This window comes from Guyparkeria sp. SCN-R1 (assembly GCF_003932495.1).
GTDB lineage: Bacteria > Pseudomonadota > Gammaproteobacteria > Halothiobacillales > Halothiobacillaceae > Guyparkeria.
The window spans coordinates 307,601-329,914 of the sequence record NZ_QZMT01000001.1; the positions used below are offsets into that span (position 1 = coordinate 307,601).

Annotated in this window: 21 protein-coding genes and 1 tRNA gene; 13 read left to right on the forward strand and 9 right to left on the reverse strand. The window is 64.1% G+C overall.

Annotated elements, in window-relative coordinates; translation table 11 throughout:
- The first annotated feature begins 44 nt into the window (after positions 1 to 44).
- The 10 genes from dnaE (at position 45) to D5687_RS01395 (ending at position 11,155) form a co-directional block, all read left to right on the forward strand.
- Entirely contained in the window at positions 45 to 3,572 is a 3,528-nt protein-coding gene (gene dnaE, locus D5687_RS01355; protein WP_125197943.1) for a DNA polymerase III subunit alpha, read from the forward strand.
- A gap of 155 nt (positions 3,573 to 3,727) precedes the next feature.
- Positions 3,728 to 4,360, forward strand: a complete 633-nt coding sequence (locus D5687_RS01360; protein WP_125197944.1) for a hypothetical protein — start codon at positions 3,728 to 3,730, stop codon at positions 4,358 to 4,360.
- Positions 4,361 to 4,535: 175 nt separating this feature from the next.
- A tRNA-Ser gene (locus tag D5687_RS11230) sits at positions 4,536 to 4,647 on the forward strand.
- 1,017 nt (positions 4,648 to 5,664) lie between these two features.
- The gene (locus D5687_RS01365) at positions 5,665 to 5,901 is read left to right on the forward strand and encodes a DUF4160 domain-containing protein (protein ID WP_125197945.1); all 237 of its coding nucleotides are present in this window, start codon (positions 5,665 to 5,667) and stop codon (positions 5,899 to 5,901) included.
- Complete coding sequence (locus D5687_RS01370) at positions 5,882 to 6,121, forward strand: DUF2442 domain-containing protein (protein WP_125197946.1); 240 nt, start codon at positions 5,882 to 5,884, stop codon at positions 6,119 to 6,121. Before D5687_RS01365 ends, D5687_RS01370 begins: the two co-directional genes overlap by 20 nt.
- A 19-nt stretch (positions 6,122 to 6,140) precedes the next feature.
- Positions 6,141 to 6,440 carry a HigA family addiction module antitoxin gene (locus D5687_RS01375; protein ID WP_125197947.1) on the forward strand — a complete coding sequence of 100 codons (300 nt, stop codon included), beginning with the start codon at positions 6,141 to 6,143 and terminating at the stop codon, positions 6,438 to 6,440.
- 540 nt (positions 6,441 to 6,980) lie between these two features.
- Positions 6,981 to 8,786 carry a long-chain fatty acid--CoA ligase gene (locus tag D5687_RS01380; RefSeq protein ID WP_125197986.1) on the forward strand — a complete coding sequence of 602 codons (1,806 nt, stop codon included), beginning with the start codon at positions 6,981 to 6,983 and terminating at the stop codon, positions 8,784 to 8,786.
- An 87-nt stretch (positions 8,787 to 8,873) separates the two neighbouring features.
- Complete coding sequence (locus D5687_RS01385; protein WP_158611706.1) at positions 8,874 to 10,313, forward strand: OmpP1/FadL family transporter; 1,440 nt, start codon at positions 8,874 to 8,876, stop codon at positions 10,311 to 10,313.
- A gap of 126 nt (positions 10,314 to 10,439) precedes the next feature.
- Positions 10,440 to 10,676 (forward strand): YdcH family protein, encoded by a 237-nt coding sequence (locus tag D5687_RS01390; RefSeq protein ID WP_125197949.1) that lies wholly within the window; start codon positions 10,440 to 10,442, stop codon positions 10,674 to 10,676.
- Between the two features lie 83 nt (positions 10,677 to 10,759).
- Positions 10,760 to 11,155, forward strand: coding sequence for a hypothetical protein (locus tag D5687_RS01395; RefSeq protein WP_125197950.1), 396 nt, complete (start codon positions 10,760 to 10,762; stop codon positions 11,153 to 11,155).
- Positions 11,156 to 11,266: 111 nt separating this feature from the next.
- Here D5687_RS01395 and purN read toward each other — a convergent pair whose 3' ends face one another.
- A complete protein-coding gene (gene purN, locus D5687_RS01400) occupies positions 11,267 to 11,932 on the reverse strand; it encodes a phosphoribosylglycinamide formyltransferase (protein ID WP_125197951.1) in 666 nt (221 codons plus the stop codon).
- Positions 11,932 to 12,981, reverse strand: a complete 1,050-nt coding sequence (purM, locus tag D5687_RS01405; protein ID WP_125197952.1) for a phosphoribosylformylglycinamidine cyclo-ligase — start codon at positions 12,979 to 12,981, stop codon at positions 11,932 to 11,934. The genes purN and purM overlap by 1 nt, the downstream gene beginning before the upstream one ends.
- A gap of 114 nt (positions 12,982 to 13,095) precedes the next feature.
- Between purM and D5687_RS01410 the strand changes: the two genes are divergently transcribed.
- Both D5687_RS01410 and D5687_RS01415 read left to right on the forward strand, forming a co-directional pair.
- Positions 13,096 to 13,440, forward strand: coding sequence for a DUF2007 domain-containing protein (locus D5687_RS01410; protein ID WP_125197953.1), 345 nt, complete (start codon positions 13,096 to 13,098; stop codon positions 13,438 to 13,440).
- Between the two features lie 132 nt (positions 13,441 to 13,572).
- Positions 13,573 to 13,917, forward strand: a complete 345-nt coding sequence (locus tag D5687_RS01415; RefSeq protein ID WP_240031381.1) for a high-potential iron-sulfur protein — start codon at positions 13,573 to 13,575, stop codon at positions 13,915 to 13,917.
- A 220-nt stretch (positions 13,918 to 14,137) separates the two neighbouring features.
- Here D5687_RS01415 and D5687_RS01420 read toward each other — a convergent pair whose 3' ends face one another.
- Together D5687_RS01420 and D5687_RS01425 are read right to left on the reverse strand one after the other, a co-directional pair.
- A complete protein-coding gene (locus tag D5687_RS01420; RefSeq protein ID WP_125197954.1) occupies positions 14,138 to 15,853 on the reverse strand; it encodes a glutamine--tRNA ligase/YqeY domain fusion protein in 1,716 nt (571 codons plus the stop codon).
- A 102-nt stretch (positions 15,854 to 15,955) separates the two neighbouring features.
- Positions 15,956 to 16,537 (reverse strand): nitroreductase, encoded by a 582-nt coding sequence (locus D5687_RS01425; RefSeq protein WP_125197955.1) that lies wholly within the window; start codon positions 16,535 to 16,537, stop codon positions 15,956 to 15,958.
- Between the two features lie 189 nt (positions 16,538 to 16,726).
- Between D5687_RS01425 and infA the strand changes: the two genes are divergently transcribed.
- A complete protein-coding gene (infA, locus tag D5687_RS01430; RefSeq protein WP_058574334.1) occupies positions 16,727 to 16,945 on the forward strand; it encodes a translation initiation factor IF-1 in 219 nt (72 codons plus the stop codon).
- Between the two features lie 174 nt (positions 16,946 to 17,119).
- On the opposite strand, the gene clpA is transcribed toward infA, so the two are convergent.
- The 5 genes from clpA to D5687_RS11235 form a co-directional block, all read right to left on the reverse strand.
- Positions 17,120 to 19,408: an ATP-dependent Clp protease ATP-binding subunit ClpA gene (gene clpA, locus D5687_RS01435; protein WP_125197956.1), complete on the reverse strand. Its 2,289-nt coding sequence runs from the start codon at positions 19,406 to 19,408 to the stop codon at positions 17,120 to 17,122.
- A gap of 151 nt (positions 19,409 to 19,559) precedes the next feature.
- Positions 19,560 to 19,928 (reverse strand): ATP-dependent Clp protease adapter ClpS, encoded by a 369-nt coding sequence (clpS, locus tag D5687_RS01440; protein WP_125197957.1) that lies wholly within the window; start codon positions 19,926 to 19,928, stop codon positions 19,560 to 19,562.
- 126 nt (positions 19,929 to 20,054) lie between these two features.
- Complete coding sequence (locus D5687_RS01445) at positions 20,055 to 21,122, reverse strand: S49 family peptidase (RefSeq protein WP_125197958.1); 1,068 nt, start codon at positions 21,120 to 21,122, stop codon at positions 20,055 to 20,057.
- 128 nt (positions 21,123 to 21,250) lie between these two features.
- Positions 21,251 to 22,009 (reverse strand): HAD-IA family hydrolase, encoded by a 759-nt coding sequence (locus D5687_RS01450; protein ID WP_125197959.1) that lies wholly within the window; start codon positions 22,007 to 22,009, stop codon positions 21,251 to 21,253.
- Positions 22,010 to 22,017: 8 nt separating this feature from the next.
- Positions 22,018 to 22,182 carry a hypothetical protein gene (locus tag D5687_RS11235; protein WP_158611707.1) on the reverse strand — a complete coding sequence of 55 codons (165 nt, stop codon included), beginning with the start codon at positions 22,180 to 22,182 and terminating at the stop codon, positions 22,018 to 22,020.
- Between the last annotated feature and the right edge of the window lie 132 nt (positions 22,183 to 22,314).

Genomic DNA, 22,314 nt, shown 5'->3' on the forward strand with positions numbered 1-22,314 from the left:
AGGTTGGGCGGGCACGGCTCGTTCGCGTCGGGGGAGGTGGCCGCATGAGCTTCGTCCACCTCCACGTACACAGCGAGTACTCGCTGATCGACGGCACCCTGCGCGTCAAGGACGCGGTCAAGCACGCCAAGGAACGCGGCATGCCCGCCATCGCCCTGACCGACCAGGGCAACCTGTTCGCGATGGTGAAGTTTTACAAGGCCGCGCTCGGTGCCGGCATCAAGCCGATCTTCGGCGCGGACTGCCTGCTCTACGAGAACGCGCAGACCCCGCCGTCGCGCGTGGTGCTGCTCGCGCAGAACGACACCGGCTTTTTGCACCTGACCGAGCTGCTCTCGCAGGCCTACTGCGAGGGCCAGCACGACGACAAGCCCTGCCTGAACCGTGACTGGCTCACGCCCGAGAAGAGCGATGGCCTGATCGCCCTGATCGGCGTGGACAGCGATCTGGGCCGCGGTCTGGTCCACGGGCTGGATCACGTCGTCGACGACGCGCTGGCGTTCTGGACCGAGCGTTTCCCCGATCGGCTGTATCTGGAGCTCACGCGCACCAACCGCGTCAACGAGGGCGCGCTCATCGAGTCGGCGGTGAATCTCGCCATCGCCAATGATCTGCCGGTGGTTGCGAGCAACGACGTACGCTTTCTCGACCAGACCGACTTCGATGCCCACGAGGTGCGCGTCTGCATCAACCAGGGCCGCACGCTCGAGGACCCGCGCCGCCCGCGCGACTACTCCGACCGCCAGTACCTGCGCACCGCCAACGAGATGCGCGAGCTGTTCGCCGACATCCCGGAGGCGATCGACAACAGCCTCGCCATTGCCGAGCGCTGCAACGTCACGCTGAAACTCGGCGAGAACTTCCTGCCCAACTTCCCGACGCCCGCGGGGCAGACCGAGTCGGACTACCTGCGCGAGCTCTCCGCGCAGGGGCTGGAGCAACGCCTCGAGCGCGTCTCGGCGGAAGACCACCAGACCTACCGCGAGCGCCTCGAGCGCGAGCTGGACGTCATCATCCAGATGGGCTTCCCCGGCTACTTCCTGATCGTCGCGGACTTTATCCAGTGGGCCAAGCGCCAGGACATCCCCGTCGGGCCGGGGCGGGGTTCGGGTGCCGGTTCGATCGTCGCCTGGGCGCTATTGATCACCGACATCGACCCGATGGCCTACGACCTGCTGTTCGAGCGGTTCCTCAACCCCGAGCGGGTCTCGATGCCCGACTTCGATATCGACTTCTGCATGGAAGGCCGCGACCGGGTGATCGACTACGTCGCCGAACGCTACGGCCGCGACGCGGTCTCGCAGATCGCCACCCACGGCACCATGGCCGCCAAGGCGGTGGTCCGCGACGTCGGCCGGGTGCTGGGCTATCCCTACGGCTTCGTCGACCGGATCGCCAAGCTCATCCCCTTCAAGCCGGGCATGGATGTCTCGCTTGACGATGCCCTCGGACGCACGGAAAAGAGCCAGAAGGAACCCGAGCGCTACTCGGCCGACTTGAAGGATCTCTACGACCGCGACGAGGAGGTCCAGGCCATCATCGACATGGGCGGCGCCCTGCAGGGCCTGCCGCGTTCCGTGGGCAAGCATGCCGGCGGGGTGTTGATCGCGCCCTCCAAGCTCACCGACTTCACGCCGATGTTCTGCGAGGCCAACCACGCCTCGCCGGCCTCCCAGCTCGACAAGGACGACGTCGAGGCCGTGGGCCTGGTCAAGTTCGACTTCCTCGGCCTGCGCAACCTCACCATCATCGACTGGGCGCTCAAGGCCATCAATGCCACCCGCGAGCAGGCCGGCGAGGAGCCGATCGACATCTCGGCGATCCCGATGGACGACCCCAAGAGCTTCGAGCTGTTGAAGCGGTGCGAGACCACCGCGGTATTCCAGCTCGAGTCCAAGGGCATGAAGGGGCTGATCAAGAAGCTCCAGCCGGACAACTTCGAGGAAATCATCGCCCTGGTGGCCCTGTTCCGCCCGGGCCCGCTCGACTCGGGCATGGTCGACGACTTCATCTTGCGCAAGAAGGGCGAGCAGGAGGTCGAGTACCTCCACCCCTGGCTCACGGAGGTCTTGAAGCCCACCTACGGGGTAATCGTCTACCAGGAACAGGTCATGCAGATCGCCCAGATCCTGGCCGGCTACACGCTGGGCGGCGCTGACCTGCTGCGCCGGGCAATGGGCAAGAAGAAGGCCGAAGAAATGGCCAAGCAGCGCCAGATCTTCCTCGATGGCGCATCGGCGAAGGGCGTCGACGTCGACCAGGCCGGCTACATCTTCGACCTGGTGGAAAAATTTGCCGGCTACGGCTTCAACAAGTCGCACTCGGCCGCCTACGCGCTGGTCGCCTACCAGACCGCCTGGCTCAAGGCGCACTACCCGGCGTTCTTCATGGCCGCCGTGCTCTCCGCGGATATGGACAACACCGACAAGGTGGTGGGGCTGATCGAGGAATGCCGGCGCATGGAGCTGGCGGTGGTCCCACCGTCCGTGCAGCGCTGTGCCTATCGCTTTGCCGCCGGCGGCGAGCGCGAGATCGTCTACGGCCTCGGTGCGATCCGCGGGGTGGGCGAGGGCGTCATCCAGCGCATCGTCGAGGAGCGCGCCGAGAACGGCCCGTTCCGCGACATGAACGACTTCTGCCAGCGCGTCGGTGCCGGCACGCTCAACAAGCGGGTGCTGGAAGCCATGGTCTGCGCCGGGGCGCTCGACGAACTCGGGCCCTCACGCGCCGCCCTGCACGCCCACATCCCCGAGGCGATGAAGGCGGCCAGTCAGGTGGCCAACGCCGCCGAGGCCGGCATGAGCGATCTGTTCGGCGGCATGGACGAGCCGGAAACCGCCGTTGCCAGTCCCATCAAGGCGGTGCCGGAATGGTCCGACGACGAGCGCCTGCGCCTCGAGAAGAACATGCTCGGGCTGTACCTCACCGGCCACCCGATCAACCAGTACCTCGATGAACTCGCGTGCTTCATTACCGGGCGTCTCGACGCGCTCACCGACAAGGCCGAGGCCGCCGCGGCCGCCGCCGGTGGTGGCTTCGTGCGCGGCACGCCGGCGGTGGTGGCCGGGCTGTGCGTCGCCGAGCGCACCATGCGCACGCAGAGCGGCGACAAGCAGCTGTTCGTCACCCTGGACGATGGCCACGGTCGCGGCGAGATGCGCCTGGTGGGCGACGACATCGAGACCCTGGCCGACCGCGTTGGCCGCGACCAGCTAGTGATCGTCGAGGGTGACGTCTCCTTTGACTCTTTCAACGGCAACCTGCGGATTCGTCACAAGCGGCTTTACACGCTTGGGGAGGCGCGGGCGCGGTTCGCGCAGTGCGTCACCATCGCGCTCACTCCCGACTGCGGCATCGAGGCGACCGAGCGGTTGCTCGACATTATCGAGCCGTTCCGCGAGGCGGAGGGGCTGCCGGTGATTGTCGAGGTGCAGAGTGAATTGGGGCGGGGGGCGTTTCGTCTTGCCGATGAGTGGCGGGTGGCGCCGGAGGCGACGTTGATGGAGCGGTTGGAGGAGCTGGATACCGTTACCAGGGCGGCGGCTTATTATCCGGGTCGCAGTGGGCATTGATTGTTCCGGATGAGCATTCTCATAGTGCCGTGAGCTGGGCAGTATCTTCGTTCTGCTCTCTACCTCTTTGTTGTCATGCAGTCTTTTATTATTTGCATGGCTAGGCTTTTTGTGTAGTTTTGGTGTTCAAAGTCACTGTGCAGTGAGGCTGGTCTATGAGCACTTATCCGCAGCGAGTCGCCGACAATATCCTGCCACTTTCCTTGGCGGGCACCTTGCCTGAAGCGTTCGGTGAATGGTTTTTTACCGATAATGTGGAAGACCATGAAGACTCCGAGGAGGTTTGCCAGCTATGCGACCAAGAGCAGTTGCGATACCACTTTGAAATAGAGAACCGCAATACCGGTGGCCGTTTGTGGGTTGGCTCAAGTTGCATACTTAAGTTCGATGTTCAGGTGTTTGAAGATGGCGAACTTCTTGATCAAGGTATGGCGAGGAAAAAGCTTGAATCTATAAAAAATAAAATGAGGCTGGATTCGTGCATTAGGGCTCTGGAGCTGGTCTCGCAAAAAGAAAGCAATGGCATCTTGAGTAACGCCCTCAAGTACTACCAAAAAAATAAATACCTCACGCCGAAACAGGCCTTTGTTGTCCTATGGAGGCTCAAGGAGCATTCGATTGATCATAGTGCGTCTTTCTTCAAAGTAAGTTTGAAAAGAAATAAATACAAAGACGACTTGAGGGATATGAGCCTGAGCAAGGTTCATGTTATTTGGCCGGCGCTAACATCAGCTCAGCGAAATCTGGCAACGAGCTTTGGTCATATTCCGCCGAAAGAGGGTATTTGATACCCTAAGAAATATTAACTGGCTTCCAGCTGCAAGTGACTATGGAGGCTTCTATCGCTGTCTCGATTGGGGGCGTAACCATCTTCACGAAAATGTTTAATGTCACATTTATGGAGGTGATTATGAAGAACCCGATCATCGTTGAGATAAGCGTTTGGGTAAGTGTGGCGCTTCTGTGGAGACCTGGCTTGGTTCACGCTCCCAATCGAAAGGCAGGGTAGGGTTGATATATGTCGCTTGCTGGGAGAGTAAGCGTAAGGAAGGTTCGAATCCTTCCCTCCACACCAAATGCGATTTCGCGCGCTCATTGCAACTTCTGGCTTCGTTGGGGCTGAGTGCGTAAGCGCGCGAGCCCCTTTTCTTGCTTGTCCAAGAAAAGGGGCGAAAAGAAGGACACCCCGACGCCTTGGCCCTGCGGGCCTGATCGCTGGCGCGATCAGCCTCGAGAACGGGGAAGCGCGGACGGGTCGGTTCGACGCGACGTCGTGTCGCGGCGAACCTCGGGCTCGCGTCCATGCGAGCCCGACCCTGCGATTCCCCGCTCGCGAGGCAAGGCGTAAGGGGGCTCACCCTTCGATTTGCATAGACCGCGTGTTCACGCGGTGTACTTGCCTTGATGTGTAGGCAGACGGGTCGGTGCCAGCGTGCCGCACGGCGGATAACGGAGGCTTCCCCCTTGACGGCTTGCCTCACGGCCGGCGGTTGGCCGGGGTCGGAGCGACAGGGACGTCGCTCCGAGGCTCAGCGCGACACGACGTCGCGTCGAGCCGGCCCGTAGGGAATCTCTGCACGAATCGATGGTGCCTCTGCGGGACCTCCAAGGGTCCATATGCAAGGCGCGGTGCGCCGTGAATGGCCGTCGCCATTCGCAAGCGCCGCAACGCCGCAGATGGGCCCTTGGCGGCCCGCCCGTGCGGGGCTCGCGGGTTAGCCCGCACTCGTCGTTGCCGTCCCTCGACGGGCAATGAGCCCGCCTTCGGTCCGGCGCCTCGATTGCGAACAAACCCGCGAGCCAGAGGCACCATCGATTCGTGCAGAGATTCCCTGGCCAGCCGTCGGTCGTGAGGCTTCGAGGCCGGACAAAAGTCCGGCCTCGAAGGCCCGAAGGGCCAAGCCGTGGGGTGTCCTTCTTTTCGGGTCTTTTCTTGGACAAGCAAGAAAAGACCCTCGCACGCCGGGCACGGCGGACGATTTGTGCCATCCCCCGCAAACGGCGTGCGAAACGTTCCTCCACGCCATATTGATGAGCGTCGGAATTGTGCAACGATTCTGTAATCGCCCAAGTAGCTAACGCAGGGACGCGTATGCCGACAGTGCTTCGATCGGGACCATATCGATTCTTCTTCTACAGCAACGAGCACGGTGAGCCGCCGCATATTCACGTGCAGAGGGATCGCCTCTTGGCGAAATGCTGGCTTAAGCCGGTTGCGCTCGCCAGTTCGAGCCACTTTCCGTCCCATGAACTCCGGACCATAATGGATATCGTTCGGACGAATCAGGACACTTTTCTGGAGGCCTGGAATGAGCACATTGGCGGTTGAGGCGCAGCCTCGAGCCGAGCGGGTGTTGTTCGGTGAAGACGACATGACGGTCGTGCTGGTGGATGGCCGCAAAATCAGCGTGCCCTTGGCATGGTTCCCCTCGCTGGCGGGCGCTGATCGCAAGCAACTCGAGAGATTCGAGCTTCTTGGAGACGGCGAGGGGATTCACTGGCCCGCGCTTGACGAGGACATCAGCGTCAAGGGGTTGTTGCGGGGCTGATCGCATACGTGGTGGCGTCATGATTGGCAACGGCATGCGCCCGGTCCACCCGGGCGAGATCCTGCGCGAGGACTATCTCGAGCCGATGGAGATGAGCGCCAACGCGCTCGCCAGGGCGCTGAAGGTGCAGCCCAGCCGGATCAACGACATCGTCCTCGAGCGCCGGGGCGTGACGGCGGACACGGCATTGCGCCTGGCGCGCTACTTCGGCACCACGGCGCGCTTTTGGCTGAACCTGCAGATGGAATACGAGTTGCGTCGCGCCGAGATTGAGCGTGGCGACAGCGTCACCCAGGAGATCGATCCGGTCGCCATCTGATTCGATCGGAAGGTGCCGAAACACCAAATCTCTGCATGGCGTGAAGCGAAGGTTTCATCCCCTTTCGGTTTGCCTCACGGCCGGCGGATGGCCGGGGTCGGAGCGACAGGGACGTCGCTCCGAGGCTCGCCGCGACACGACGTCGCGTCGAGCCGGCCCCGAGACAGCCGTCGGTCGTGAGGCTTCGGGGTCGGACTGTGTCCGGCCTCGAAGGCCCGAAGGGCCAAGCCGTGGGGTGTCCTTCTTTTCGGGTCTTTTCTTGGACAAGCAAGAAAAGACCCTCGCACGCCGCGCACGGCGATTAATTCGAGCTGCACCACGCGACCGGCGTGCGAAACCTGCCTCCTGTGCCAGGACGCTGGATCACCACTGAATCTTCGATTGGCTGATAAATGGCCTTGCAACAGGGTTTTGGGCGTTGATGGGGCATAAAACTCTATGCCGTTACCTCGTGTATCGGCACTGATACACTCCGGCCACTATCAGGATGTTAGCCGGAGGAAAACGATGTCCTCGCCCAACCCGACCCACGCCAGTCACTTGGCGGATCACCGCGTCACGCCTGCCCAGGCCGTCAACCTGAGCGGGCTTTTTTTCGAGCGCGTCGAGCGCACGCCGGAGGCGATCGCGTATCGCCAGTACGACCCCGGCTGCCAGGACTGGATCGACACCACCTGGGGCGACATGGCCTATGAAGTGGGGCGCATCCAGGCGGCGATGAGGCGTGACGGTCTGGAGGCCGGTGATCGCATCGCGATGATGCTGAAGAACGCCCGCGAATGGGTGCTGTTCGACCAGGCCGCCCTGGGTCTCGGGCTGGTGACCGTGCCGCTGTACACGGACGACCGGCCACAGAACGTGGCGAAGATCATCAAGGAGACCGGGGCGAAGCTGCTTGTCGTCGATGGCCGGCGCCAGTGGCGCGGGCTGGAGGCCGTCTCCGACGGCTTCGAGACGCTCAAGCACATCATCACGCTCGCGCCGGTCGACGTGGAGGACGGCGCCAAGGACAAGCACCTGGAGTCCTTCGCCGACTGGACCTTCGGCGCGCGCGGCGAGCCGGTGCGCCTGGAGGCCGACGGCCAGACGCTGGCCTCGATCGTCTACACCTCGGGCACGGCCGGGCGGGCCAAGGGCGTGATGCTCACGCACAGCAACATGCTGGAAAACGCGTTTGCCTGCTCGAAGGTCGCCTCAATCACCGGCGACGACCTGTTCCTCTCCTTCCTGCCGCTGTCGCACACCCTCGAGCGCACCGGTGGCTACTACCTGCCGATGATCTGCGGCTCGACCGTCGCCTTCGCCCGCTCGGCGCAGCAGCTGGGTGAGGATCTGGGCATCATCAAGCCGACCCTGCTGATCTCCGTGCCGCGGGTCTACGAGCGCGTCTACGACCGCATCGGCTCGGCCCTGAAGAAGAAGGGCAAGGTCGCGCAGACCCTGTTCGATCGCACCGTGTCGGTGGGCACGGCCCGCTTCGAGCGCGCTCAAGGCCGGGGCGGCAGTGCCGTGAAGGCCGCCTTCTGGCCGCTGTTCGATCGTCTGGTGGCCCACAAGCTCCGCGAACGGCTCGGCGGACGGCTGCGCTACGCCATCTGCGGCGGGGCGCCACTGTCTCCCGAACTGGCGACGGTGTTCACCGGCATTGGCGTGCCGGTGCTGCAGGGCTACGGCCTGACCGAGGCCAGCCCCGTGGTCTCCGTCAACCGCCCCGAGGACAACCGCCCCGAAACCATTGGCACGGTGCTCGAGGGTGTCGAGGTGCGTCTCGGCGAGCACGACGAGCTCCTGGTCAAGGGCGCCGGGGTGATGCAGGGCTACTGGAAGAACGAGGAGGCCACTGCCGTGGCCATCGACGAACAGGGCTGGCTCCATACCGGCGATCAGGCGGCCATCGACGAGGACGGCCACATCCGCATCACCGGCCGGCTCAAGGACATCATCGTGATGGCCAACGGCGAGAAGGTGCCGCCGGCGGCGATGGAGTCGGCTATCGGTCTCGACCCGCTGGTCGACCAGGTGCTGGTGCTGGGGGAAGGTCAGCACCAGCTGGCGGCGCTGGTGGTGGTCGAGCCCGAGGCCTTCGCCGCGCTGATGCGCGAGTTCGACATGGACCCCGAGGACCCGGAGACACTCACCGACCGCTTCGTCGAGCGCCTGGTATTGAAGCGCGTCAATTCGCGCCTGGAGGACTTTCCCGGGTATGCCCAGATCCGCCGCGTGAAGATCCTCACCGAGCCGTGGACGATCGAGGACGGGCTGATGACGCCCACGCAGAAGCTCAAGCGACCGCTGATCGAGAAGGAACACGCCGAGGACATCGCCGAGCTGTTCGCCGGGCGCTAGCGTCATGGTAGGGGCGGCTTTAGCCGCGATTGCTCCGCGACAACCGCGGGGAAAATTCAGCCTATCGCGCCTGAAGGCGCTCCTACGGTGCGCTCGCTAGAAGCGACCTGTCCGTCACAAAAATCTAATAGAAAAAACCAAAGGAAAGAGAGGAGTCACACCGTGAACCGTATCCACAAGACGACGCTCGCGACCGCCGTGTCGCTGTCGATGGCCATGATGGCCGGTCAGGCCCAGGGCGCCGGCTTTGCGCTGATGGAGAAGAACGCCACCGATCTCGGTCAGGCCTACGCGAACCTCGCCACGGGCAATGGTGAGGCGAGCGGGATGATCGGCAACCCGGCGGCGATGACGCAGATCGATGGGACTGCCGTGTCCGGTGGTATCAATTACATCCGTCCGTCGTTTGAACTAAAGGCCGGGGCAAGCTCACAGAGTGCCTTTGGGCCGACCGTTGGTGGTCTGGGGGGCGATGCGGGCGAGTCGGCGGCTATCCCAAATGCGTCGATTGTTCATCAGATGAATGAGCGCACCCGTGTGGGGCTGGCGCTGACGGTGCCGTTTGGCCTCGCCACCGAGTATGACGAGGAGTGGCTCGGCCGGTATCACGGCATTGAAAGCCGGATCGAGGTGATCGATATCAGCCCGTCGATCAGTTTCGACGTCACGCCGGAGTGGACCATCGGTGGGGCGCTGAATATCCAGCGGGCCGAGGCGAAGCTGACTTCCGCCATTAATGGTGGGGCGGCTTGCGTGGGTGGGCGCATCGCTCAAGGGGACACACCGACCAACGCCGGGCAGACTTGTGCCGGAATTGGCCTTATCCCCGGGCAACCCAGCAGTGATGGTCATGTCGAAATCGAGGGTGATGACTGGTCCGTCGGGTACACCATTGGTGCCTTGTGGCAGCCGACCGAGCGCACTCGTGTCGGCCTGAGTTATCACTCCGGCATCGATCATGAGCTCGAGGGCGATGTGGATTACACCGTGCCTGCCGCCCTCGCTGCCAATCCGGCATTTGCCGATAGCCCGGCCGAGGCCGGTTTGGATCTCCCGGCCAGCCTGTCGGCCAGTCTGACTCATCAGTTCAGCGACACGGTGACCGGTTCGCTCGGCTTGCTCTGGACTGGTTGGTCGAGCTTCGACGAATTGCGTGTTGAGCAGAGCGGAGGGCGCGAATCCGTCACGACCGAAAACTGGGATGACACCCTGCGCGTCGCCATGGGCGGTGAATGGGAGTTCGCTCCGCGGTGGACGCTGCGTGCCGGCGCCGCCTATGACCCCACCCCAGTGCCCAGTGCCGAATTTCGCACCGCCCGCCTGCCGGATGCCGACCGTACCTGGGGGTCAATCGGGCTTGGTTACGCGATCAACCGTCATTGGTCGGTGGATGTCGGTTACACCCACATCTGGCTGAACGATAGCTCGATAAACAACACCACGGAATCGAGTATTCCGGACACGTTGCAGGGGCAGTACGAGGCGGAGGTCGACATCCTCGGCCTGCAGGTCAACGCGCGATTCTAAATGCGGCCGGCAGGCGATCTCCGAGCGAACGGCTGGGAGGACGCCTGTCGCATTCAGCGCTATGATCTAGGCTTGTGACGGCCGGGCGTTCCGGCCCGTCTTTTTACCCCGACATAGAGGTGACCGATGCAGGTAGACCATCACGATCTGGCACATGAATTCCCGGAATTTAAAGACCGGATTCACGAGCTCAAGACCAGCGACAATCATTTCCACAAGCAGTTCGAGCGTTACGACGAGCTGACCAAGGAAATCGAGCGGCTGGAGAAGCAGGACGAGCCGGTCACCGACGAACACATGGAAGAGCTCAAGAAGCAGCGCCTGGCGCTCAAGGACGAGCTCTACGGCATGCTCAAGGGTTGATCGAACCGATCGATGGCCATGCCGAAGGGTCCGCCTGGTTCAGGTGGGCCCTTTTCTTTTGACGGCCACAGGGCAGGAAAGCGATGAGGGTACTCAAGGCAGGCACGGTCTATTTCCTGTGGGTGTTCGCCGCCGGATTCGCCCTTGGCGTGTTGCGGGAGCTTTGGCTGGCCCCGTGGCTGGGTACAAGGGCAGCGGAACTGGCGGAGATGCCGGTGATGTGGCTGGTGATCGTGCTGGCTGCCCGCTGGACGGTGCGCCGGTTCGCGCTCTCCGCGACGCTGCCGACACGGTTGGCGACCGGCCTGCTGGCCGTGGGCTGGTTGTTGCTCGCAGAGGTTGCGTTGGTGCTCGGCCTGCGCGGACTGACGCTGGCGGAATACCTGGGCGGACGTGACCCGTTGGCCGGAACGGTCTACGCACTCAGCCTGCTCCTGATGGCGGCGATGCCGTGGTTGGTCGGCCGGGCAGGGCGCTGATGATCCACTGTAGGAGCGGCTTTAGCCGCGAAAAGGGGCATTGGCCGAGCCCTATCGCGGCTAAAGCCGCTCCTACGAGGATTCTTTACCGTCGTTCGCCGGGAACGCGGCCTACGAACTCGGCGGGACGATCAGCGCGCCGGAGGCATCGACCACTGCGGGGCTCTTCTGGGCGGCGGCGCGGTCGAAGTCGATCTTGCCCTTGACCAGCCAGTCGATGGCGAGCGGATAGATGCGGTGCTCGACGCCATGGATGCGCTGCTTGAGGGACTCGACGTCGTCGTTGTCGAGTATCTCGAGGCGCCCCTGCACGATCGGTGGACCGGCATCCACCGTCGGGGTGACGAAGTGGACGGTCGCACCATGTTTCAGGTCGCCGGCCTCCAGCGCCCGGGCATGGGTGTTCATGCCCGGGTATTTCGGCAAGAGCGACGGGTGGATGTTGATCAGCTGTCCGCGGAAACGGTCGACGAAGCCATCGGTGAGGATGCGCATGAAGCCGGCCATGATGACCCAGTCGGGCCGCGCCTCGTCGATGGCCTCGGCCATGGCGGCATCGAAGGCCTCGCGGTCGGCATAGGCCTTGTGGTCGATCAGCCGGCTGGGGATGCCGTGGCTGGCGGCGCGCTCGAGGGCGTAGGCGCCGGGACGGTTGACCACCAGCAGCACGATCTCCGCATCCAGCCGGCCGCTCTCGCAGGCATCGATGATCGCCTGGAAGTTCGAGCCGTTGCCGGAGGCCAGTACCACCAGCCTCGCTTTGTTCGCCGCTGCCATCAGCGGTAGGTGACGGGCTCGCCGTTACCCCGCTCGACGATCTCGCCGATCACCCAGGCGTTCTCGCCGGCCGTCTGCATGGCCGAGACGGCCTTCTCGGCCTGGTCGGCGGCGACGATGACCACCATGCCCACGCCGTTGTTGAAGGTGCGGCGCATCTCCGCGATCTCGACGTTGCCCTGCTCGGCCAGCCAGTCGAATACGGTCGGACGCTGCCAGCTCGACCAGTCGATGGCCGCGGCCAGGTGATCCGGGTAGACGCGCGGCAGGTTCTCGGTCAGTCCGCCGCCGGTGATGTGGCTCATCGCGTGGATGTCGACCTGCTCGCCAAGTGCCTGCACGGCACGTGCGTAGATGCGGGTCGGGGCGAGCAGTTGCTTGATCAGTTGCTTGCCCTCGGCGCTGTTCCAGTCCGGCTGGGCGCGTTCGATGATCTTGCGGATCAGCGAGTAGCCGTTGGCGTGCGGGCCGGAAGCGGGCAGGGCGATCAGCTTGTCGCCGGCGGCGACCTTGCTGCCGTCGATCAACTGGTCCTTCTCCACCGCGCCGACGGCAAAGCCGGCCAGATCGTAGTCGCCTTCCTCGTACATCGAGGGCATCTCGGCGGTCTCGCCGCCGATCAGGGCGCAGCCAGCCTGCTCGCAGCCATTGGCGATGCCCTCGACCACCTGGGCGGCGACGTCGACGTCGAGCCGGCCGGTGGCGTAGTAGTCGAGGAAGAACAGCGGTTCGGCGCCGGTGACCAGGATGTCGTTGACGCACATGGCGACCAGGTCGATGCCGATGGCGTCATGCTTGCCCAGATCGATCGCCAGGCGCAGCTTGGTGCCGACCCCGTCGGTGCCCGAGACCAGTACCGGTTGCTTGAATTTGCTGGTGTCCAGCGCGAACAGGCCGCCGAAGCCGCCCAGGCCACCCATGACCTCGGGGCGCTGGGTGCGCTTGACCGCCGGCTTGATGCGTTCGACCAGGCTGTTGCCGGCATCGATGTCGACGCCCGCATCGCGGTAGGTGAGGGGGGTGTTTTCCGGGGGAGTTTCCTGGGACATGGCGGTAGGCTGGACGCTTGGATTGAGATGGCGCGTAGTCTACATCAATCTCGGCATCCGGCGCCCCCTTCGGCGGGTGTCGAAAGGGTGCGAATCGCATTGAATGGAGCGACAATGAAAACCATCTATCGGGCAGCGGACATCCTCGAGGCACATATCGTCTGCGGCATGCTGAATGCCGAGGGCATCGAGGCCGAGGTGGCCGGTTTCTATCAGCAGGGCGCGGTGGGGCAGTTGGCTCCGCAGGATTTCGCGCGGGTGATGCTGCTCGACGAGCGTGATGAGGACCGTGCCGAGCGCGTGATCGCCGAATACGAACAACGAGAACCCGCCCCGTCAAGTGAGCGGGAGCAGGCGAGCGATGAGGCGATGCACGAACCGGAGGAGTCGTCACGGCTGGCCTGGTGGTTGGTGATTGCCGCCGTGGTGATGCTGGTGGTGAGCTGGGGGATGTCGTGAAGTAAACACGAATGGGCGGGAGAATGAGAACCGTTTTTATATTAACAAGTTAACGTTATCTAAATGGTTTCCCTGCTGGTGGGAAGCGCGCTACAGTCGAGGTGCTGTCAATCCAGCCAAGGGAGAGGAAACATGACGGATAAGCAATCATCGGAGTTTGACGTGCCGATGGATCGATCGCGCCGGCGATTCGTGGGTGGGGCAGTGGCTTCGGCCGTGATCCCGCTGATGGCGATCGCCCCGGCACAGGCGCAGGAGCTCGAGCAGTTGTCCGAGGACGACGCCATGGCCAAGTCGCTGGACTACAAGCATGAGGCCAGCGATGTCGAGCACTCGTCGTACAAGGATGGTCAGACCTGCGCGAATTGCGCACTCTACCGGGCCGATGCGGCGGGCGACGGCTGGGGCGGTTGTTCCATCTTCCGCGACAAGGCGGTCAAGGGCACCGGCTGGTGCAGTTCCTACGTGAAAGGGTGAGTTCGACGGATCAGGTCATCTGATCTGGCCGCGCAACGAGAAAACGGCCCGGGAGTCCCGGGCCGTTTTTTTTGTGTGCTAAACGGGCATCTTCGCTCCTGAGGCACCGATCACGATGCGGTTCGTAGGAGCGGCTTCAGCCGCGAAACCACGCAAATTGCCGCCCGAGCCTTTCGCGCCTGAAGGCGCTCCTTCGGTTCGTCACGTCCGCCCGGCGGCCTTACTTCCCCTGGCCCCAGGAATCGCGCAACGTCACGGCCCGGTTGAATACCGGGCGCTGGCCGGGCGCGTGTTCCTTCTGGTCGGCGACGAAGTAGCCATGACGCTCGAACTGGTAGATTGATTCCGGCTCGGCGTTCGCCGCGCGTGCCTCGAGATAAACCGACAAGGTGTGGATCGAGTCGGGGTTGAGATCGTCGAGGAAGTCGCGCTCGACGTCCGGCTCGTCACCTTCGCGCCGGGCGCCCGGGGCGGGCACGTTGAACAGCCGGTCGTACTGGCGGATTTCCGTCTCGACCGCATCGCGTGCCGATAGCCAGTGGATGTTGCCCTTGACCTTGCGCGCGTCCGCGCCCGGCGTGCCGGACTTGGTGTCCGGGTCGTACTCGGCGTAGACGCAGGTGACGTTGCCGTCGTCGTCCAGGTCGTGGCCGACGTGCTTGATGATGAAACCGTAGCGCAGGCGCACCTCGCCGTCGGGCTTGAGGCGGAAGTACTTCTTCGGCGGGTCGAGGGCGAAGTCACCGTGTTCGATCCACAGCTCGCGGGTGAGCGTGACCTCGCGCTTGCCCCAGTCCGGCTTCTGTGGGTGGTTGGGGGCAAAGCAGGTTTCCTCGTGATCCTCGGGGAAGTTCACCAGCACGAGCTTCAATGGGTCGAGCACGCCGATGCGGCGCTCGGCCGACTCGTTGAGCGTCTCGCGCATGCAGTCCTCGAGCACGCCGAAGTCGATCAGGCTGTCGGACTTGGACACGCCGATGCGATCGGTGAACAGCTTAAAGCCGGACGGGGTAAAGCCGCGACGACGCGCGCCCTTGAGCGTCGGCATGCGCGGGTCGTCCCAGCCGTCGACATGGCCGCCCTCGACCAGCTGGATCAGTTTGCGCTTGGAGAGCGGCATGTAGGTGAGATTGAGGCGCGAGAACTCGATCTGCTGCGGCAGCGGGCGCTCGAAGAAGCCCAGATCGGCGAGCTTGTCGATGAACCAGTCGTACAGCGGGCGGTGGTCCTCGAACTCCAGCGTGCACAGCGAGTGCGTGACCCCCTCGATGGCGTCCGACACGCAGTGGGCGTAGTCGTACATCGGGTAGATCGGCCAGTCGTCGCCAGTGCGGTGGTGATGCGCGTGGCGAATCCGGTAGATCGCCGGGTCGCGCATGTTGAGGTTCGCCGCGGCCATGTCGATCTTCGCCCGCAGGATGTGCTCGCCATCCTTGAACTCGCCCGCGCGCATGCGGGTGAAAAGATCCAGGTTCTCTTCGATCGAGCGATCCCGATAGGGGCTGTTGCTGCCCGGCTCGGTCAGCGTGCCGCGGTTGGCGCGCATCTCGTCGGCCGACTGGGAATCGACGTAGGCCAGCCCGGCTTTTACCAGCGCGACCGCGCCCTGGTAGAGCGTCTCGAAGTAGTCCGAGGCGAAGTGCTCGTGCGCCGGGTCACGAAAGCCCAGCCACTCGATATCTTCGCGGATCGCATCGACGTACGCCTGCTCTTCTTTCACCGGGTTGGTGTCATCGAAGCGCAGGTGGCAGATGCCGTCGTAGTCCCGCGCCAGGCCGAAGTTGAGAAAGATGCTCTTGGCGTGCCCGAAGTGCAGGTAGCCGTTGGGCTCTGGCGGGAAGCGCGTGGTCACCTTGCCGCCGTAGGTGCCCTTCTCCTGGTCGGCGTCGATGCGGTTGCGGATGAAGTGGCTGATCGGCTCGTTGGATTCGGACATGCTTGCTCGATGGCCTCGGCTGGCTCGGGTGGATGTTGAGGAAGCGGGCATTGTACGAAAAATCGGGCCGCCCGCCGCGGTCCCGGGACGAATGCGGGTCGTTCAGCCGTCCCAGCGCTCGATCTCGGCCTTGCGTCGGCGCTTGCCGCGCGTCGGGGCGCCTTCCTTGACCTGGCCGATATTGATCAGCCCGATCAGGCGCTCGTTCTCGGCCAGGCCCAAGGCCCGCATGACGTTTTCGTCGTAGACCCGCAGGCCGGTTAGCCAGATGGCGCCGACCCCCAACGCCTGGGCGGCGAGCAGTACCTGGTGGGTCGCGATGCCGGCAGAGAGCAGTTGCTCGATCTCGGGGATCTTGGCGTGCCCCGGTTCCTCACGGGCGATCGCGGCGATGATCATCGGCGCGCGCTGGGCACGCACCCGCTCACGCTCCAGGGTTTCCTCCTTGGCGTCGGGGTCCTTCTGGCGCATCGCCTCAACGAAGGTTTCGCCGAGACGATCGAGGGCCGGACCGTCGATTACCAGGAAACGCCACGGGTGAAGTCCGCCATGATCCGGAGCGCTTTCGGCGGCCTGCAGGATGCGCTGGAGTGTGTCGTCGTCGGGCGCCGGCCCGGTCAGACAGGTCGGCGGCGTGGAGTGGCGGTGAATCAGGGCGTCCACCAGATCATGCTGTTCGGTCATGGGATTGGGATCTCGATATCCGGTTGGGCGATTTTCGTTCATAATGGCGCCCGGTCGACTTGATTGGCCATCGAACGGGCCACCTGTCTCAACATTCTGAAATAGGGCGTGGCTCGAAAGGGGCGTTTTCTTGGCGCGAGCTCGGTTTTCGTCGATAATCACGCCCCATTTCAACCTGCTAGAGGATTTATGGCAAAAGAAGATTACATCGAGATGCAGGGCGTGGTGATCGACACCCTGCCGAACACCATGTTCCGGGTCGAGCTGGAAAACGGCCACGTGGTGACCGCCCACATCTCCGGGCGCATGCGTAAGAACTACATCCGCATCCTGACCGGCGACAAGGTCACGGTGCAGCTGACTCCCTACGACCTGACCAAGGGTCGCATCTCCTTCCGCTCCCGCTGATCCCGCGACGGCTCTAAAGAGCCGGTCGCCACCGATCCCGACGGCCCAGAGCCACCCGGCCACGCCTTGCGTGAGCCGGGCGAGCGCGGTTGTGCGCTCGAAAAAAATACCCACCAAAAGAAACGGCGCCCACCATGGGGCGCCGTTGGTCGTTAATCAGGCCATTTGCCGACCTCAGGCCGTGGAGGATTCCTCGGTCACGGACTCGGCGGCGGGTGTGGCGATCAGGGCCGGCTCGTCCTCGTCCATGGTGAAGCGTGCCTTGCCGCCATCGGCAAGATCGCCGAAAAGCATCTGCTCGGCCAGCGGCCGCTTGAGCTTGTCCTGGATCAGGCGGGCCATCGGCCGGGCGCCGAGCACCACGTCGTAGCCATGCTCGCCCAACCAGTGGCGTACCTCGTCGTCGACCTGCAGGGTGACGTGGTTCGCCTCGAGCTGCTGCTCGAGCTCCAGCAATAGCTTGTCGACCACGTTGGCGATCTGCCGGGTGCCGAGCGAGCTGAACTGGATGATCGCGTCCAGCCGGTTGCGGAACTCCGGCGTGAAGCCGCGCTTGATCGCTTCCATTCCGGACGAACCGATGTCCTGGGCGACGAAGCCCATGCTGTTCTTGGCCATTTCCTCGGCGCCCATGTTCGAGGTCATGATCAGGATGACGTGGCGGAAGTCGATACTGCGGCCGTTGGTATCGGTCAGCGAGCCGTTGTCCATCACCTGCAGCAACACATTGAATACGTCCGGGTGCGCCTTCTCGATCTCGTCGAGCAGCAGCACGCAGTGCGGGTTCTTGTGAATCTTCTCGGTGAGCAGACCGCCTTCGTCGAAACCGACGTAGCCCGGCGGCGCGCCGATCAGGCGCGAGACGCTGTGACGCTCCATGTACTCGGACATGTCGAAGCGCACCAACTCGATGCCCAGCAGTCTGGCAAGCTGCTTTGAGACCTCGGTCTTGCCCACGCCGGTCGGCCCGGCGAACAGGTACGAGCCGATCGGCTTGTTGTCCGGGCGCAGGCCCGAACGAGCCAGGCGGATCGCGGTGGTGATCTGTGCGATCGCCTCGTCCTGGCCGAAGACCACCATCTTGAGGTTGCGGTCGAGGTGGCGCAGGACCTCGCGATCCGAGGTGGAGACGCTGCGCTCCGGGATGCGCGCCATGCGGGCGACCACGCGCTCGATGTCGCTGGCGGTGATGCGGTTGTCCTCGGGGCGCGGGTGGAGCAGGCGATACTGCGCGCCGACCTCGTCGATGACGTCGATCGCCTTGTCCGGCAGGTGGCGGTCGTTGATGTGGCGCGTCGAGAGTTTGACCGCCGCCTCGATTGCCTCGTCGGTATAGACCACGTGGTGGTGCTTCTCGTAGCCCTCGCGCAGGCCGCGAATGATGTCGACGGTCTCGTCCTCGGTGGGTTCGGGGACGTCGATCTTCTGGAAGCGACGGGTCAGCGCGGCATCCTTCTCGAAGATGCTGCGGTATTCCTGGTGCGTGGTCGAGCCGATGCAGCGCAGTTCACCCGAGGCCAGCGCCGGCTTGATCAGGTTGGAGGCATCCATCGAGCCGCCGGAGGCCGAGCCCGCGCCGATCAGGGTGTGGATCTCGTCGATGAACAGGATCGCGTCGGGCACCGAGCGGACCTTCTTGAGCACGATCTTCAGGCGCTTCTCGAAGTCGCCGCGGTACTTGGTGCCCGCGACCAGCGCGCCGAGGTCGAGCGCGTAGATAGTCGCCTCGGACAACGCCTCGGGCACCTCGCCGTCGACGATCTTGCGTGCCAGGCCCTCGGCGATGGCGGTCTTGCCCACGCCGGCCTCGCCGACCAGCAGCGGGTTGTTCTTGCGCCGACGCGAGAGGACCTGCTGGACGCGTTCGAGCTCGGCGCTGCGGCCGATCAGAGGGTCGATCTTGCCTTCGGCCGACTGCTTGTTGAGGTTGATCGCGAAGTTCTCGAAGGCGTTCTCGTCGGTCGGCTGCTCTTCGACAGCCTCGACGTCGGCCTGGTTGATCTCGGGCTCCTCGTCATCGACACCCTCGTCGTCGGCCTCGGGGCCGTGCGAGATGAAGTTGATCACGTCGAGGCGCGTGACGCCGGCCTTGTGCAGCAGGTGCACGGCATGCGCGTCCTGCTCGCCGAAGATCGCGGCGAGCACATGCGCGCCGGAGACCTCGCTGCGCTGGGCGGCCTGCACCTGCATCACCGCGCGCTGGAGCACGCGCTGGAAGCCCAGTGTCGGCTGGGTCTCGCGCGGGTCGTTTTCCGGGATGCGCGGGGTGGTGCGGCGGATGTGCGCCTCGAGGTCCATGGCGAGCTGGGAGATGTTGGCGTTGCAGCCCTCCAGCACCATGCGCGCGTCGGGATCCTCGAGCAGCGTGTGCAACAGGCTCTCGAGGGTGACAAATTCGTAGTTCTGGCGCCGGGCTCGATCGAACACGCGGCTCAAAGTGGTTTCGAGGGATTTGCTCAGCACCGATCCTCTCCTCCGGTCTGGTGAGGGAACCAGTCAGCGGTTCCCTGGGGTGGCCTGGCATCAGCTAGCAGCCGGGCCGTTGCCCATGTCCCGATGATACGCCGGATTGCGGCGTTGCCAACGGGGTGAGGAATTTCCAGTTTCGTCTCGTTCAATCGGCGCGTTCCATCACGCACATCAACGGGTATTCGTGCTCACGCGCGATCTGGTTCACCTGGCTGACGCGCGTCTCGGCGATCTCGCGGGTGAATTCGCCGCAGACCCCGCGCCCATAGTGGTGCACTTCCAGCATGACGGCGTTGGCCTGATCAAAGGTCATGCCGAACAGTTGCATCAGGATCTGCACCACGAAATCCATGGGGGTGAAGTCGTCGTTCAACAAGAGCACCCGGTACATGGGGGGCTCGTCGCTGACCGCCTGTTCCGAGGCTTCCTCGGTCTCCAGCGGGCGGTAGGTGGTCTGCGGGCCGGCGCTGATGCCGGCAGTAAACGGTACGCGGGTCTGGCGGGTCTGAGTCATGCCCACAGTCTAACCCGAGCGGCGGGCAGGAAGGTCTGCACGAATCCGATGCCACTCTGGCTTGGTGAGTCGTTCGTGATCAAGGCGCGCAGAGCGGTATCGGATTCGTGCAGACCTTCCTGTGTCTCAGGGCAGCATCATCGGTCGCGCCGGCTCGCTCTTGACGCCCGTCAGTGCCGAGCCGAATTCCTCGGCCGTCGCGCCCAGCAGTTTTTCCAGACGATTGCTGCGCGGGGTGAGATCGATCTGGTGCTCGACGCCGATGCGGTCGCGAATCACGCCGCGCACACTGTCGATGCCGTCGATCAAGCCAATTTCCAGGGCGGTCTCGCCGGTGTAGAAGAGCCCGGTGAAGATCGTCTCGTCGTCATCGAGTCGGTCACCACGGCCGGTCTTCACCGCCTCGATGAACTGTTCGTGGATCTCGCCGAGGACACCCTGGAGATACTCGGTCTCCTCGGGATCGCTCGGGCTGAACGGGTCGCCGAGCGCCTTGTTCTCGCCGGCGGTGAGCAGACGGCGCTCGATGCCGAGCTTCTCCATGGCATCGACGAAGCCGAAGCTGTCCATGCGCACCCCGATCGAGCCGACGATCGAGGAGGGGTTGGCGTATATCTCGTCGGCGGCAGCGGCGATGAAGTAGCCGCCCGAGGCTGCCATGTCCTCGGCCACCGCGTAGACCGGCTTGTCCGGGTACTCCTGCTTGAGCTCACGGATGGCATTGAAGATCGCGCTGGACTGGACCGGGCTGCCGCCGGGCGTGTTCAGACGCAGGACAATGCCTTTAACGTTATCTTCCTCGAACGCCTTTTCCAGCTGCGGGATCACACGACGGGCCTCGGTGGTCTCGCCCGCCGCGATCAGGCCGCTGATATCGATCACCGCCGCGGTGGGTTTCGCGAGGCCGGGCGCGCTGCGATCCCCGGCCGTGAACAGCAGGGTGATCAGGGTCAGTGACCAGACCACCAGCGCGACGGAGACAAAGCGGAAGAACACCTTCCACCGCCGTGCCCGACGCTGCTCGACCAGCCCGTGGCGGGCCATGTCGAGCAGGGCGTCGCGCGCCCAGTCCGGCGAGGGCTCGGCCCTTGAGCGCCGCGGCGGTCTTTCCTCGGTCCGCGGCTCACCGGGGTCGAAGTCCGGGCCTCCGGGTGGCTCGATGCGCACGTCGTCTGGCGGTGTGTTCTGGTTCATGCGGGTCTTGCCTGCGTTGTCATCCAAGGTGGTTGCCCGAAGCGATCGCTAGATCGTGGCATCAAACGTACGGGCGCCTCGCCGTTATGGGGAGGTGGGCCGGGTGAGTTGGCAGCCCGACGACCGAATCAGACGGCTGGACGGGCCTCAGGTTCCCCGGCGTTGCCGGTGTCGTCCGTTTTCCCGGGGCGTTGGTCGTCATGGCCTTGCCCTTCGTGCAGTTGGGCCAGCCGGTCGATCAACCAGTCCGGTCGTGCCGCGGCCAGTCGCTCACGTGGGTGCGCGCCGTGGGTAATGCCGATCGCGTGCGTGCCGGCGTTTCGTGCCATCAGCAGATCGAAGTCGGTGTCGCCCACCATCCAGGTCTCGGTCGGACCGCTGCCCGTGTAGTCAAGGATACCCTCGAGCATCTCCGGATGCGGTTTCGAGCGCGTCTCCTCGGCGGTAAGCGTGTGGTGAAAGTAGTCCGCCGTTCCCGTCTGCGCAAGGGCGCGATCAAGACCGCGGCGCGACTTGCCCGTGGCCACGGCCAGCAGGCAGCCGGTCTTGGTCAGGGCCTCGAGCAATGCCTCGGCCTCCGGGTAGAGTGCGACCGGTTCTTCATTGGCGAAGTAGCAGCGGTGATAGGCCTGGGCGAGTGCCTCGCGGAAGCGCAGCTCGGCCTCGGGGAACAGTTCGATAATGGCGTTGGCCAGCGACAGGCCGATGATGCCGCGAATCGATTCGTCGGGCAGGGGCGGGTGGCTCACCGAGGTCAGTGCTTCCTGAAAGGCGGTGACGATCCGGCCGGTGGAGTCGGCTAGCGTGCCGTCCCAGTCGAACACGACCAGTCGGGGCGGGACGGCCAGGTGTTCCGGGCGGGTCAGGAGTTTGCTGATGTCGATCATGGAGGCGGTTATCGGGGCGGCTGGTGGTTTTTCAAGGCTAGTCCGGCGGTGTCCAGCAATGGCTGCCAGGTCTCCGGCGGGTTGCTGGTGATGGTCAGACGGCCGCCGTGGGTCGGGTGGGTGAGGGTGAGGCGGTAGGCGTGCAGCATCAGCTCGGGCCGGCGGCGTGCCAACGGTCGGTCCAGGGCGCGTTCGCCGTATTTGCTGTCACCGACGATGGGATGGCCCGCATGCCGGCAGTGCACACGGAGGGTAAGCGGATTAAATGGTTGATCTTACCTTTGCATGAGAGTGAGACAGACCGG

Excerpts from the sequence above, each read along its gene's own strand:
- D5687_RS01415 (WP_240031381.1), top strand. The coding sequence starts at position 13,573 with ATGACGGATAAGCAATCATCGGAGTTTGACGTGCCGATGGATCGATCG.
- D5687_RS01365 (WP_125197945.1), top strand. The coding sequence starts at position 5,665 with ATGCCGACAGTGCTTCGATCGGGACCATATCGATTCTTCTTCTACAGC.
- D5687_RS01360 (WP_125197944.1), top strand. The coding sequence starts at position 3,728 with ATGAGCACTTATCCGCAGCGAGTCGCCGACAATATCCTGCCACTTTCC.
- purM (WP_125197952.1), bottom strand. The coding sequence starts at position 12,981 with ATGTCCCAGGAAACTCCCCCGGAAAACACCCCCCTCACCTACCGCGAT.
- D5687_RS01425 (WP_125197955.1), bottom strand. The coding sequence starts at position 16,537 with ATGACCGAACAGCATGATCTGGTGGACGCCCTGATTCACCGCCACTCC.
- clpS (WP_125197957.1), bottom strand. The coding sequence starts at position 19,928 with ATGACTCAGACCCGCCAGACCCGCGTACCGTTTACTGCCGGCATCAGC.
- infA (WP_058574334.1), top strand. The coding sequence starts at position 16,727 with ATGGCAAAAGAAGATTACATCGAGATGCAGGGCGTGGTGATCGACACC.
- D5687_RS01410 (WP_125197953.1), top strand. The coding sequence starts at position 13,096 with ATGAAAACCATCTATCGGGCAGCGGACATCCTCGAGGCACATATCGTC.
- D5687_RS01390 (WP_125197949.1), top strand. The coding sequence starts at position 10,440 with ATGCAGGTAGACCATCACGATCTGGCACATGAATTCCCGGAATTTAAA.
- dnaE (WP_125197943.1), top strand. The coding sequence starts at position 45 with ATGAGCTTCGTCCACCTCCACGTACACAGCGAGTACTCGCTGATCGAC.
- D5687_RS01450 (WP_125197959.1), bottom strand. The coding sequence starts at position 22,009 with ATGATCGACATCAGCAAACTCCTGACCCGCCCGGAACACCTGGCCGTC.
- purN (WP_125197951.1), bottom strand. The coding sequence starts at position 11,932 with ATGGCAGCGGCGAACAAAGCGAGGCTGGTGGTACTGGCCTCCGGCAAC.
- D5687_RS01445 (WP_125197958.1), bottom strand. The coding sequence starts at position 21,122 with ATGAACCAGAACACACCGCCAGACGACGTGCGCATCGAGCCACCCGGA.
- D5687_RS01395 (WP_125197950.1), top strand. The coding sequence starts at position 10,760 with ATGAGGGTACTCAAGGCAGGCACGGTCTATTTCCTGTGGGTGTTCGCC.
- D5687_RS01375 (WP_125197947.1), top strand. The coding sequence starts at position 6,141 with ATGATTGGCAACGGCATGCGCCCGGTCCACCCGGGCGAGATCCTGCGC.
- D5687_RS01370 (WP_125197946.1), top strand. The coding sequence starts at position 5,882 with ATGAGCACATTGGCGGTTGAGGCGCAGCCTCGAGCCGAGCGGGTGTTG.
- D5687_RS01420 (WP_125197954.1), bottom strand. The coding sequence starts at position 15,853 with ATGTCCGAATCCAACGAGCCGATCAGCCACTTCATCCGCAACCGCATC.